We start from the raw sequence: 12,678 nt of genomic DNA on the forward strand, positions 1-12,678 counted from the left end.
TTACTGTTGCTATCATCGCTTTTGTGATGATTAATGTATTATATATATAACTGTGAGAAATAAATAAATGTAATTTCCCACAGTTTTTTTTGAATAAACAGGGGATAATCTGCTATAATAAAGCTATTAAAAAACGAGCTACGCTTCGTTTTATTTTATTTGACTATTTTCGTTGAAGAAAGTTGAGGAGTTACAAAAGTGGGTCAAGTACACTTACATAATCGGTCGTTTAATAAAGCGACATCTGCAGGGTTCCTGATTGCATTAGGAATTGTTTACGGTGATATCGGAACAAGTCCACTTTATGCCATGCAGGCCATTGTTCGAGGACAGGGAGGATTAGCAAATCTTTCTGAAAGCTTTATTTTGGGGGCTGTTTCTCTTGTAATTTGGACTTTAACATTGATTACAACTGTTAAATATGTTCTGATTGCTTTGAAAGCAGATAATCATCATGAAGGGGGAATCTTTTCACTCTTTACCCTTGTGAGACGGATGAGAAAATGGCTGATTATTCCAGCAATGATTGGTGGAGCGACATTATTAGCGGATGGGGCATTGACTCCAGCGGTAACGGTCACTTCGGCCATTGAAGGTCTAAGGGGAGTAACGCATGTTTACTCAAATCAGACGGCGGTTATGGTGACCACCTTGATAATCCTTGCCTTTCTCTTTTTGATTCAGAGGTTTGGAGCAAGTTTGGTTGGTCGTTTGTTTGGACCAATTATGTTTATCTGGTTTGGCTTTTTGGGTGTAAGTGGACTGATTAATTCTTTTCTCGATTTATCAATTTTAAAAGCAATTAATCCTTATTATGCAATTCACTTATTATTTAGTCCAGAAAATAAAGCTGGTTTCTTTATCTTGGGTTCTATTTTCTTGGTAACGACAGGGGCAGAGGCACTTTATTCTGACTTAGGACACGTTGGGCGTGGAAATATTTATGTCAGCTGGCCATTTGTTAAGATTTGTATTATCTTATCTTACTGTGGACAAGGAGCTTGGCTTTTAGCTCACCGCGGTGAACATATTGAAAAACTTAATCCTTTCTTTGCTGTTTTACCTGATAATATGGTTATATATGTCGTTATCTTATCTACACTGGCAGCGATTATCGCCTCACAAGCACTGATTTCGGGTTCATTTACTTTGGTGTCTGAAGCGATTCGTTTGAAACTTTTGCCATTGTTCAAAATTTATTATCCAGGGCAAACTTTGGGACAACTTTATATCCCAGCAGTTAACTTTGCTCTTTGGGTAACGACTTCATTCTTTGTTTTGTATTTTAAAACTTCAGAACATATGGAAGCCGCTTATAGCTTGGCCATTACCATCACTATGTTGATGACAACAACACTTTTGACTTATTTCTTAATTCAAAAAGGAACACCAAAAATTGCCATTGCAATTATTTCTATCGGTCTCTTTTGTATTGAAGGCTCATTCTTTGCGGCTTCTCTTGTCCAATTTATCAACGGAGCATATATTGTGGTTCTGATTGCCTTGGCAATTATCTTCGTGATGTTCATCTGGAACAAGTCACACAAGATTGTCATGAAATATATCAAATCATTGAATATTAATGAGTATAAAAATCAACTTAATGCTTTGCGTCATGATGAATCTTATGATTTATATCAAACAAATGTGGTTTATTTAACAAGCAAAATGGACCATGAATGGATTGACCGTTCAATCTTATATTCAATCTTGGATAAACGACCAAAACGTGCAGAATGTTATTGGTTTGTAAATGTAAAAGTTACTGACGAGCCTTATACTTCTGAGTATAAAGTAGACATGATGGATACTGACTTTATTGTTCGTGTGAATCTCTATCTTGGATTCCGTATGCGTCAAGAAGTTCCGCGTTATTTAAGAACAATTGTGACGGATTTGATGGAATCAGGACGTTTGCCACGTCAGCATCAACATTACAGTATCACTCCAGGACGTAAAGTTGGAGATTTCCGCTTTGTCGTTGTTGAAGAAAAGCTAATGAATGCACGTCAAATGCCAGGTTTCGAGCGTTTTGTTCTTCAAACTAAAGCACAAATCAAGAGAATTACGGCTTCCCCAATTCGTTGGTTTGGTCTTCAATTCTCGGAAGTAACTGTTGAAACAGTTCCCTTGGTTCTTTCAGATGTACGTAATTTGGAAATTCATGAACGATTGGAGCAGGTGGATGAAGCAGAAGCTTCAGCAACTCATTAAATAATATAAAAAAACTTACTGACAAAATTTCTGTCAGTAAGTTTTTATTTCTGTCAGTAAAATTTTTAACGAGCAAGTCGTTTTCTAGCGGCTTCTTTTCTTTTTTGAGCGATAAATTCGGCCTTGTCAGCAGAAGGAAGATAACCTTTTTTCTTGGCAATTAACAGGGCTGTACCTGCAACAAGAATTTCGACAGATTTTCCAATGAGATAGCCTTGGATAAATTTATTTTTCATTTAGTGGACTCCTTTATATTTTATTTAAAAATTGCTCTATCTTCATTATAAATCAAAAAATGTGAAAACGCTAACGAAGCACATTTTAAAAAGAAAGACTCTTTAATAATTAACCAGTTAAGGTTAAGATTAGGTGCATGTGATATATTAGTAGCAGTTGTAATAAATAAATGATAAAGAAAGAAGGTAAGAAATATGACAATTATAGGTGTAAAAATTGACAAAAAGTTTATGAGGGACTTACTCATACTTATTTTAGGTGTCGGACTTTATGTACTCTCAGTTCAGTTATTCGTCATCCCTAATCGTCTAGCAAGTAATGGTGTCGCTGGTTTTTCTGTACTTATGGATTTTGTTTTTGGCATCAACCCAGCCTTGACTTTCTTTTTGGTAAATGTACCACTTTTCATTTTCGGAGGACGTTCGCTTCCGCGGAGAATTTTACTACTGAGCATTCCTGGAGCGCTTGCCATGAGTGGTTGGTTAATGATTTATGAAGCATTAGGAGTTACTGGTTTCCAATTCTCACATGTTATTTTTGCTGGAATTTTCGATGGACTTCTTTCAGGATTCGGGGCAGGATTAGTTATTATTTCTGAAGGAACATTTGGAGGATCAATCTTATTGAGCCGAATTTTGGAGGAACAATGGAACTTTAAAATTGACAAGGTTTTGTTTATGGTCGATGTGGTCGTTCTAAGTGTTTCCTTATTAACATTCTTGTCACTTCCTAACTTTGCGGTTACACTACTTTCATGCTATATCTTTAGTAAAATGACTCTGATTGTGGGACGTGAAGATTATCGGAAATCTTTAATGAATCGTGGAAAAAGAATTTATCAAAAAGTTTTTGCTGCATAAAAACTTTAAGAATAATAGAATAAAAATTACTGACAGAAATTGAGCTGTCAGTAATTTTTTCTTGTCAGTGCTTGAATTTACAGGCTATTTCTGAAATAATAGAGAATGAAAATGGTGAGAGTGAGTCATAAAAAATAAATGAAAAATAATAAAGTTTTAGTGGTTGTCGGGCCTACAGCTGTGGGGAAAACAGCACTCGGCATTGATTTAGCAATCAAATTTAATGGTGAAATTATTTCTGGTGATTCTCAGCAAGTTTATCAAGGATTAGACATTGGAACCGCTAAGGTGACAATGGCTGAACAAGCTCAAGTTCCTCATCATTTGATTGATGTACGTAAATGGACAGAAAATTTTTCGGTTCATGATTTTGTCATTGAAGCTAATCAATTAATTAAAGAAATTCTTGACCAAGGAAAAGTGCCAATTATCGTCGGAGGAACTGGCTTATATATTCAATCTCTTATCGAAGGTTATCATCTTGGCGGACAGGAAAATCATGAGGAGATGATGAAACTTCGTGAAGAATTATCTCTTTTATCTGATGAGGAATTGTTTGCAAAAGTGATTAAAATAAATCCAGAAATTCCTGAGTTAAATCGTAGACGGGCGATTCGTTTTTTGGAGTTGCAAACTTTCGGCTCTCAAGATGAAAATTTGGGTTCTGATTATGATTTTTTGCTTATAGGATTAAATGCTGACAGAAAAGTGCTTTATGATCGAATTAATCAACGTGTTGATCAAATGATGCGTGAGGGCTTATTAGATGAAGCTAGAACTTTGTATGAGCAAGCACCAGAAGTTCAAGCGGCAAAAGGGATTGGTTATAAAGAATTTTTCCCTTATTTTTCAGGGGACATTAGTTTGGAAGAAGCCGTTGAGTTAGTCAAAAGAAATTCAAGACGCTATGCCAAGCGACAATTGACTTGGTTTAAAAATCGAATGTCTGTCGAATTTGAAGATGTTTTTTCAAAAAATTATCCTGACCCAGTTTTTGATAGAGTCAGTCAGTTTTTGAACTGACGCATTTTCTTAAAAATGTTATAATGAAAAAGATTGAAAAAAGGACTTTACAAGTAAATTTTATTAAAAATGGAGAGAAAAAATGACTGATAAAAAATGGATTGATTTGGGAATGAAATATGGTGGCTTCATGGCTCAAGACCATATCTTTTTAGAAAATAGATTAGCTGCCTTGACCGATGTAAAAGATAAAAGACTTTTGGTGACTCCGCCAGCATCAGTTTTAAATGCTTATTTTGCTGAACTTTATCAAAAACGCTCACCGAAAGATGCAACAGATTATTTCTTTGAACTTTCTAAAGCTTTTGATATTTTTGAAGAAAATCCAGATTTTCAACTTGAAGGAAAAAATGGTTATGAAAATTTCAGATTTATTCGACTCAATCTTTCTGGAAAATCATTTGGTTTTTCATATAAAAATGACGCAGAAGAAGCAATTATTTTCAGTGAATTTCCGGTAAAAGTGACAGCCGAATTGATGTTTGAAATTGCACAGATTTTCCCGCATTATCTATTAGTGGAAGAAGACGGAAAATTGGCAATGAAACCTGCTCAATTTCAAAGTGAATTTGAGAAAGTGAAAGACCTAACAGCATTAACAGAACAAGCAGAAAATGGGGAATATATTCGTTTAGCCGGCTATAATATTGAAGATTTATTAGAACAAGCCGAAGAAATTGGTTTCCTAAGTCCTTTACGTTTTGGTCGTGACGGACGTAAACACTTTATCTATATTACAAAAGGTTTTTAATCGTTAGTTAATAAACTATCAAAAAAATTGCATTTCTCTTTGATAAGTGATAGACTATGTGAAAACGGTTACTGGCGATGCTGTCAGTAATTAATAAGACTGAATTTTTCATAATTACTGACAGAAAAGTTTGTCAGTAACTTTTGGTCAAATATAAGGAGGAACTTTTATGATTTTTATTCCACTCGTTGTTTTAGCTATTTTCCTACTCATTTTAATCTTTAGTTTGAGTACAATTGTATTTGTTGTTAAACAACAAACTGTTGCGATTGTTGAACGTTTTGGGAAGTATCAATTTACTGCAAACCCTGGTTTTCATTTGAAACTTCCTTGGGGAATTGATCGGATTGCTGCTCGAGTTCAATTGCGCTTATTACAAACAGAGATGACAGTTGAAACTAAAACTGCGGATAATGTTTTTGTTACGATGAATATTGCAACGCAATATCGAGTAAACGAACAATCCATCAAAGATGCATACTATAAGCTAATGAATCCTGGTGAACAAATTAAGGCTTATATTGAAGATGCCCTTCGTTCAGCAGTACCAAAATTGACTTTGGATGATGTTTTTGAGAAAAAAGATGAAATCGCTCTTGAAGTTCAAAAAACAGTTGCTGAAGAAATGCAAACTTACGGTTATATTATCGTAAAAACATTGATTACTAAAGTAGAACCTGATGCTGAAGTTAAGCAATCTATGAATGAAATCAATGCGGCACAACGTAAACAAGATGCCAGCCAAATGTTGGCAAATGCTAATAAAATTCAAGTTGTAACTGCCGCTGAAGCAGAAGCTGAAAAAGACCGTCTGCATGGGGTAGGGATTGCTGAACAACGTAAGGCTATTGTTGATGGTTTGGCTCAACAAATTACCGAAATCAAAAAGCTTGGTGTGGCGCTTGATGAAGAACAAATTATGGCGATTTTGTTAACTAACCAATATTTAGATACCTTGAATCAATTTGCTGCAGGTGGAAATTCAACCATTTTCCTTCCAAGCGGAGCTGAAGGAGCAGAAAGTTTAAGGACTCAGATTTTATCAGCCATTAAAGCAGGTAAATAAAGTAAAAATGGAAAGCTATCGATGGATAGCTTTTTTTATTATAGCAAGCTTCTTCTTGCAATTTTTTTTGAAATTAGGTAGAATAAAGTGATTGTAGCGCGTCCGTAGTGTAATGGATATCACGTAAGATTCCGGTTCTTGAGATGGGGGTTCGATTCCCTCCGGACGCATTTAATTAAGTAAATAAACCGCTCGGTTGAGCGGTTTTTATTGTTTTTATGCCAAACATGTGCCAATGACTGCGTTTTATAGAATCCCAAATATGTTATAATAAGATATTGACTCGAAGGCAAAAAGACTAGATTTTAAATTTAAAAAATAGTTAGAATGAAACCGCGAGTTTTTTTGATATTATCATTTTACAGGAGGGCTTTTATGAATCAAGAGAAATTTATTAAGTATTTAAGTTGGGTAGCGACTGGGATGTCGGTAATGATGTATGTATCATATCTTCCGCAAATTGCTAACAATCTTAGTGGAATGAAAGGAAATCCTATTCAGCCCCTTGTTGCTGCAATTAATTGTACACTTTGGGTCACTTATGGAATTGGCAAAAAACCTAGAGATTTAGCTTTGGCAACGGCAAACTTTCCAGGTATAATTTTTGGATTGGTCACATTTTTTACTGCCCTTTGATGATGAAAAAAATTGATTAATTGGACCTGTGTGTGGCCATTATCAGAGATAAATAAATAATAAATTTTTAAAAAAAATAAAAAAATTACAGCTGAGACTAGAAATTTCAGAAAGTCTGTGTTATAATATATTTCGTCGTGAAAATGACGCTTTAAGCATGACTCGTTAGCTCAGTTGGTAGAGCATTTGACTTTTAATCAAAGGGTCGCTGGTTCGAGCCCAGCACGGGTCACTAATTTATTGAAGAAAAGATTGTGGGGAAGTTTCACAATCTTTTCTTGTTTTGGAAAATAATTCTCATTTTTGAGAAAATAAAGTTTTAATTTGCCTTAAGGTGAGTTGAAACTGATGGAGGTTCAATGGAAATCCAATTTTTAGGGACTGGGGCTGGTCAGCCTTCTAAATCAAGAAATACTCAGGCAATTGCCTTAAAAATGCTTGATGAGCGTAATGAAATTTGGCTTTTTGACTGTGGTGAAGCAACGCAACATCAAATTTTAAATACGACAATTAAGCCACGAAAAATTACTAAGATTTTTATTACACATTTACATGGGGATCATATTTTCGGCTTGCCTGGTTTTTTGTCTAGTAGAAGTTTTCAAAGTTCAGATGAACAAACTGATTTGGAGCTTTATGGGCCTGTGGGAATTAAAGATTTTGTTTTGACCGCTCTTAGAATCTCGGGTTCACGTTTAGCTTATCGTATCAATTTTCATGAAATTGATTCGGCTGGAAAAATCTTTGAAGATGATAGTTTTGAAGTCCATACAGATTTGCTTGACCATACTATTTTCTGCTTGGGTTATCGCGTCGTAGAAAAAAATCGAATAGGTGAACTCGATGCCAATGCTTTAAAAGAAGCTGGGCTTCCTTTCGGACCCCTTTTTGGTAAAATAAAAAAAGGTGAGATTGTTCAGTACGAAGGAAAAACTTTCGATCCTAAAGATTATATCGGAGCGGATAAAGCTGGTAAAATAGTCACGATTTTAGGCGATACAAGAAAATCGAATGTTGCAGTACGTTTAGCTTATGGAGCAGACTTATTGGTTCATGAGGCAACTTATGAAGCAAATGAAAGTAAAATGGCAAGAGCACATGGTCATTCAACGACTAAACAAGCAGCAGAAGTCGCCAAAGAAGCCGGAGTTAATCGATTGTTATTGACTCATATTAGTGCACGCTATGTTGGACCTTTGGTTGGACAATTGGTGCGTGAGGCACAAACTGTTCATTCCAACACTTTTGTGGTTAAGGATTTTTACGAGGAAAAAATTGGTTAGAAATATTGTAATTACAGGTGCAACTGGTGATATTGCTAAAGAAATTGTCAAATCTTTATCTAAAGAAAATGACCATTTAATTTTGGTTTCACGTAGCCGTAAGGCTCTGATTGAACGCTATGGTCAGCTTGAAAATGTTACATTACTGACCAATGATGAACTTTTGACTAATGAACAATCTTTTGTTGTGGATATTTTGATTAATAATGCTGGTTTTGGTATTTTTAAAGAATTCACTGAACTTACTGATGGGGAAATTACAGAACAGTTTGTCATTAATACGTTAATGCCAATCCAGTTGACCAGATTATTAGAACCGAAAGTTCAATTGATTAATATTGCTTCAATTGCTGGAAAGTTACCAACAGGTAAATCATCAATTTATGCTGCCTCTAAGGCGGCTTTGATTACATTTTCAGATGCTTTGCGTATGGAAAATCCACAATTAATTGTGACAACTGTGAATACTGGACCTGTAAAAACCAAATTTCACAAAGATAATGGAGATTATCTTAAAAAAGTGGGGAAAAATGCAATTTCAGCATCTAAAGTTGCTGACAAAGTTGTGAATAACTTGGGAAAAAGGAAAAGAGAAATCAATTTACCTTGGACTTTATCCACAGCGGCCAAATTGCGAGCTATTTTTCCTTCGCTTTTTGATTTTATCTCTGCCAAATTTTTTAATTTTAAATAGAATCTTTTTACTGACAGAAGCTTAATGCTATTTCTGTCAGTAAATTATAGAAAAGTTTAGGATTTTATTAAATAAAAGAAAAATAATCTCTAAACTTAGCCATTTTTTTCGAGTAATTTATGCTAAAATAATTGAATTGAGCATAGAAAAGATAAAGAGAATTAAAATGATAAAAGCAAAATATGATTGGAAAGTGGCTGATACAGCCATTTCCGAAGATTTTCTAAAGATAGCGAAAAAACATAAATTAGATGAATTGACAAGTCGCGTGCTTTATCAAAGAGGAATTCATGCAGAAGCTGAAATTGAGCAATTTTTAAAGCCAAGTTTAGAAAATTTACATGACCCTTTTCTACTTCATGATATGGAAAAAGCAACAGGGCGTATTTTATCAGCAATTGAGCAAGGTGAAAATATTTTAATTTATGGTGACTATGATGCTGACGGAATGACTGCAGCATCAGTCATGAAGTCAGCTCTGGATGAATTAGGAGCTGAGGCTCAAGTTTATTTACCCAATCGTTTTACTGACGGTTACGGGCCAAATCTTGACGTTTATCAGTATTATATTAAGAATGAAAATATCAATCTTATTATTACTGTAGATAATGGGGTTGCTGGCTTGGAGGCGATTACCTGGGCACAGGAAAATGGAGTGGATGTAATTGTTACTGATCATCACTCAATTCCTGACCAACTTCCCCCTGCTTATGCCATTGTCCACCCCGAACATCCTGACAGTCAATATCCTTTCAAATATTTGGCAGGAGTTGGTGTCGCCTTCAAAGTTGCCTGTGCTCTTTTAGAATATGCACCCAGTGAAATGCTTGATTTAGTTGCAATTGGTACAATTGCTGACATGGTCAGTTTGACTGATGAAAACCGAATTTTAGTGGCACATGGTCTAAAAGTTTTGGCCCAAACAGAGCGTGCCGGCCTACAAGAATTAATGAAGTATGCTGGGGTTGATTTTGATAAAATCACTGAGGAAACGGTTGGCTTTCAAATTGCTCCTCGTTTAAACGCTTTGGGACGTCTCGATGACCCAAACCCAGCCATTGAATTGCTGACAGGTTGGGATGAAGATGAAGCGCATGAAATTGCCAAAATGATTGACCAAAAAAATTCAGAGCGAAAAGAAATTGTGGAAAAAATCCACAATGAAGCTCTGAGTATGCTGACAGATGAACCTGTTCAGATTTTATATCATAAGGACTGGCATAAAGGTGTCTTAGGAATTGTTGCGGGCCGCTTGTTAGAAGCCATACATAAGCCAGTAATCATGCTGGCCCAAGAAGATGGGATTTTGCGTGGGTCTGCTCGGTCAATCGAAAATTTTGATATTTTCAAGGCATTAAATGCCCATCGTGAACTTTTTATTGCTTTTGGTGGTCATAAACAAGCCGCAGGGATGACTTTAAGTCTGGAAAACGTAGAAGCAGTTAAAAAGGCGATGATTGATTATATCGTGGACAATAATTTAGATATGTCTAAAAAAAGTCCCTTAGAAATTGCTGACCGTTGTCACTTAGACGATATTTCGCTCTCAACAATCACTAATTTAGCAAAACTGGCTCCCTTTGGCATGGATAATCCTAAGCCTCGATTTTTAATCGAAGATTATAAGGTGATTCAAAGCCGAAGTATGGGGAAAGACAATGCTCATCTTAAATTAAAAATTCAGGAAGAAAAGCAACAAATTGATGCCGTTTATTTCCAACATGGTTCAGAAGAATTGGAATTCGAACAGGCACAAACAAAATTAGTTGCGACTCTTTCAAGTAATAGTTGGAATGGAAACACGAGCCTTCAATTAATGATTGAAGATGCTGATTCAGTTGGTGTCGAACTTCTTGATATAAGAAGTAAACAAATTCCTATCCCAAAAGAGGCTAATATTTTTTCTCAAAATCAGCTAAAACATGGTATAATGGAAGATGTGCTTGTCATCGAAGAGACACCTGGAGATTTAGCAGGTTTGTCAGTATTAAAAGAAGCTGTCAGTAAAGCAGCGTCGGATGATTTTAAAATGATTTATTTTAAAAATAAAATCACTGATAGCTATTATTTAACAGGAAGTGGAACACGAGAAGAATTTGCAAGACTTTATAAAGCAATTTATCAATTTCCAGAATTTGATATTCGCTATAAATTAAAATCACTTGCGGATTATTTGAAAATCCCTCATCTCTTGCTTGTCAAGATGATAAAAATCTTTGAGGAACTTGAATTTGTCAGCATTGACAATGGCTTAATGACCGTTAATAAGACGGCCGATAAACGTGAAATTTCTGAGAGTACAATTTATCAAGAACTAGAAAAAATTGTAGAAATGCAAGAACTTTTTGCTTTAGCACCCGTCAAAGAAATTTATCAAAATTTATTAGAAAAATAATTTCGTTTTTATAAAAAGTTACTGACGAAATCAGCTATACTCATAATAATAAAGCTGTCAGTAAAAATAACGAACTTATGTTAGAAAAAAGGAGCACTGACAATTCTGTCAGTAACAAAAACATGGAATTAAAAGACTATATTGCAACAATTGAAAACTATCCTAAAGAAGGCGTAGTTTTTCGCGACATCAGCCCTTTGATGGCAGACGGAAATGCCTATAACTATGCTGCTACCGAAATTGTTCAGTATGCCAGAGATAAAGAAATAGATATGGTTGTAGGTCCAGAAGCGCGTGGTTTCATCATTGGATGTCCAGTTGCTTTTGCACTTGGTGTAGGATTTGCCCCAGTTCGTAAGCCTGGTAAATTACCTCGTGAAGTCATTGAAGCAACTTACGAAAAAGAATACGGAACAGACACACTCACAATGCATTCAGACAGCATCAAACCAGGACAACGTGTCTTGATTGTTGATGATTTGCTTGCAACTGGTGGAACAATTGCCGCTACAATTGAACTTGTTGAAAAAATGGGTGGAATTGTTGTCGGATGTGCATTCCTTATCGAACTTGATGAACTTAAAGGTCGCGAAAAAATCGGAGATTACGATTATAAAGTTCTAATGCACTATTAATTTCTTTACTGTCAGTAGCCAATAAATGTTATTAGTATTCTTTTGATAAAAACAAGAGAGTATAGTTAAGCTAAAAGCGAGTAAACAGAGGTTTTTTGGCGTAAAATATTGACAGCAAGCTAATTTTGATATACACTATAAAAAGAAAATCCACATAGCGTTCGTTTTTTAGGAAATGAGCCTATATTTTATATTAGGAAAAGAGAGAGTAAAAACTTGAAAATTACAGCCTTAGAAGGACAAAAAATCTCAGAACTTTCAATGATTGAAGTTGCTCATGCTTTATTGGAGCAAAATGGCAAAGAAATGCAATTCTCTGAAATCATCAGAGCGATTCAAGATTATTTGGAAAAATCAGATGATGAAATTAAAGCTAGTATTTCTCGTTTTTATACAGAAATCAATACAGACGGAAGTTTCATTCCATTAGGAAATAATATCTGGGCACTTCGTTCATGGTACGCCATTGATGAGATTGACGAAGAAGTTATTGCTCTTGATGAAATTGAAGACGAAGAAGAAGAAAAACCAGCTAAAAAACGTAAAAAAGTCAATGCTTTTGGTATCGAAGACGAAATTGATCCAGAAGATGAAGAAGGCGCAAAAGATACAACTGAAGAAGACATGTCATACGATACTCAAGCAGAAGATGAAGATAAAGATGACGTCGCTGCTTATGACGCAGAACTTGCAGAAGTTGAACTTGATAATGTAGATGAAGAAGTTGACATCGACGTAGAAGACGATGAAGATGATTCAGACGATACTGATGAAGACTAAAACACATAAAAAGTGAGGCATCAGCCTCACTTTTATGAATATTCCCTTTTTATTTGTAAAAAATTAAAAGAACGGTTACAATTAGGAAAAGTAAAATTTTATTA

Annotated in this window: 12 protein-coding genes and 2 tRNA genes; 13 read left to right on the forward strand and 1 reads right to left on the reverse strand. The window is 35.2% G+C overall.

The features are described from left to right. Positions 1–198 precede the first annotated feature (198 nt). Positions 199–2,214 carry a potassium transporter Kup gene (locus AB6B24_RS09920; protein ID WP_003129537.1) on the forward strand — a complete coding sequence of 672 codons (2,016 nt, stop codon included), beginning with the start codon at positions 199–201 and terminating at the stop codon, positions 2,212–2,214. Positions 2,215–2,279: 65 nt separating this feature from the next. Here AB6B24_RS09920 and AB6B24_RS09925 read toward each other — a convergent pair whose 3' ends face one another. After that, positions 2,280–2,450 (reverse strand): DUF3042 family protein, encoded by a 171-nt coding sequence (locus tag AB6B24_RS09925; protein ID WP_011675764.1) that lies wholly within the window; start codon positions 2,448–2,450, stop codon positions 2,280–2,282. Positions 2,451–2,645: 195 nt separating this feature from the next. Here AB6B24_RS09925 and AB6B24_RS09930 point away from each other — a divergent pair, with 195 nt between their 5' ends. The 12 genes from AB6B24_RS09930 (at position 2,646) to rpoE (ending at position 12,574) form a co-directional block, all read left to right on the forward strand. After that, entirely contained in the window at positions 2,646–3,311 is a 666-nt protein-coding gene (locus AB6B24_RS09930) for a YitT family protein (RefSeq protein ID WP_003129540.1), read from the forward strand. A 138-nt stretch (positions 3,312–3,449) separates the two neighbouring features. After that, positions 3,450–4,334, forward strand: a complete 885-nt coding sequence (gene miaA / locus AB6B24_RS09935) for a tRNA (adenosine(37)-N6)-dimethylallyltransferase MiaA (protein WP_153241915.1) — start codon at positions 3,450–3,452, stop codon at positions 4,332–4,334. 82 nt (positions 4,335–4,416) lie between these two features. Beyond that, positions 4,417–5,085 (forward strand): hypothetical protein, encoded by a 669-nt coding sequence (locus AB6B24_RS09940; RefSeq protein ID WP_311804293.1) that lies wholly within the window; start codon positions 4,417–4,419, stop codon positions 5,083–5,085. A 169-nt stretch (positions 5,086–5,254) separates the two neighbouring features. Further along, entirely contained in the window at positions 5,255–6,151 is an 897-nt protein-coding gene (locus tag AB6B24_RS09945) for an SPFH domain-containing protein (protein WP_311804292.1), read from the forward strand. A 98-nt stretch (positions 6,152–6,249) separates the two neighbouring features. After that, positions 6,250–6,321: transfer RNA gene (locus tag AB6B24_RS09950), tRNA-Arg, on the forward strand. Between the two features lie 205 nt (positions 6,322–6,526). Then, positions 6,527–6,787 (forward strand): SemiSWEET family transporter, encoded by a 261-nt coding sequence (locus tag AB6B24_RS09955; RefSeq protein ID WP_003129544.1) that lies wholly within the window; start codon positions 6,527–6,529, stop codon positions 6,785–6,787. 159 nt (positions 6,788–6,946) lie between these two features. Continuing rightward, positions 6,947–7,019, forward strand: a tRNA-Lys gene (locus AB6B24_RS09960). A 127-nt stretch (positions 7,020–7,146) separates the two neighbouring features. Continuing rightward, positions 7,147–8,070 carry a ribonuclease Z gene (gene rnz / locus AB6B24_RS09965; protein WP_146977843.1) on the forward strand — a complete coding sequence of 308 codons (924 nt, stop codon included), beginning with the start codon at positions 7,147–7,149 and terminating at the stop codon, positions 8,068–8,070. Continuing rightward, positions 8,063–8,764 carry an SDR family oxidoreductase gene (locus AB6B24_RS09970; protein ID WP_311804290.1) on the forward strand — a complete coding sequence of 234 codons (702 nt, stop codon included), beginning with the start codon at positions 8,063–8,065 and terminating at the stop codon, positions 8,762–8,764. Before rnz ends, AB6B24_RS09970 begins: the two co-directional genes overlap by 8 nt. 166 nt (positions 8,765–8,930) lie before the next feature. After that, positions 8,931–11,159, forward strand: a complete 2,229-nt coding sequence (recJ, locus tag AB6B24_RS09975) for a single-stranded-DNA-specific exonuclease RecJ (protein WP_259746097.1) — start codon at positions 8,931–8,933, stop codon at positions 11,157–11,159. A gap of 122 nt (positions 11,160–11,281) precedes the next feature. Next, positions 11,282–11,794 (forward strand): adenine phosphoribosyltransferase, encoded by a 513-nt coding sequence (locus AB6B24_RS09980; protein ID WP_012897343.1) that lies wholly within the window; start codon positions 11,282–11,284, stop codon positions 11,792–11,794. 216 nt (positions 11,795–12,010) lie between these two features. Continuing rightward, complete coding sequence (gene rpoE / locus AB6B24_RS09985) at positions 12,011–12,574, forward strand: DNA-directed RNA polymerase subunit delta (RefSeq protein ID WP_047205762.1); 564 nt, start codon at positions 12,011–12,013, stop codon at positions 12,572–12,574. Positions 12,575–12,678: the final 104 nt, after the last annotated feature.

This window comes from Lactococcus sp. AK05 (assembly GCF_041026685.1).
In the GTDB taxonomy this organism is placed as follows: domain Bacteria; phylum Bacillota; class Bacilli; order Lactobacillales; family Streptococcaceae; genus Lactococcus; species Lactococcus lactis.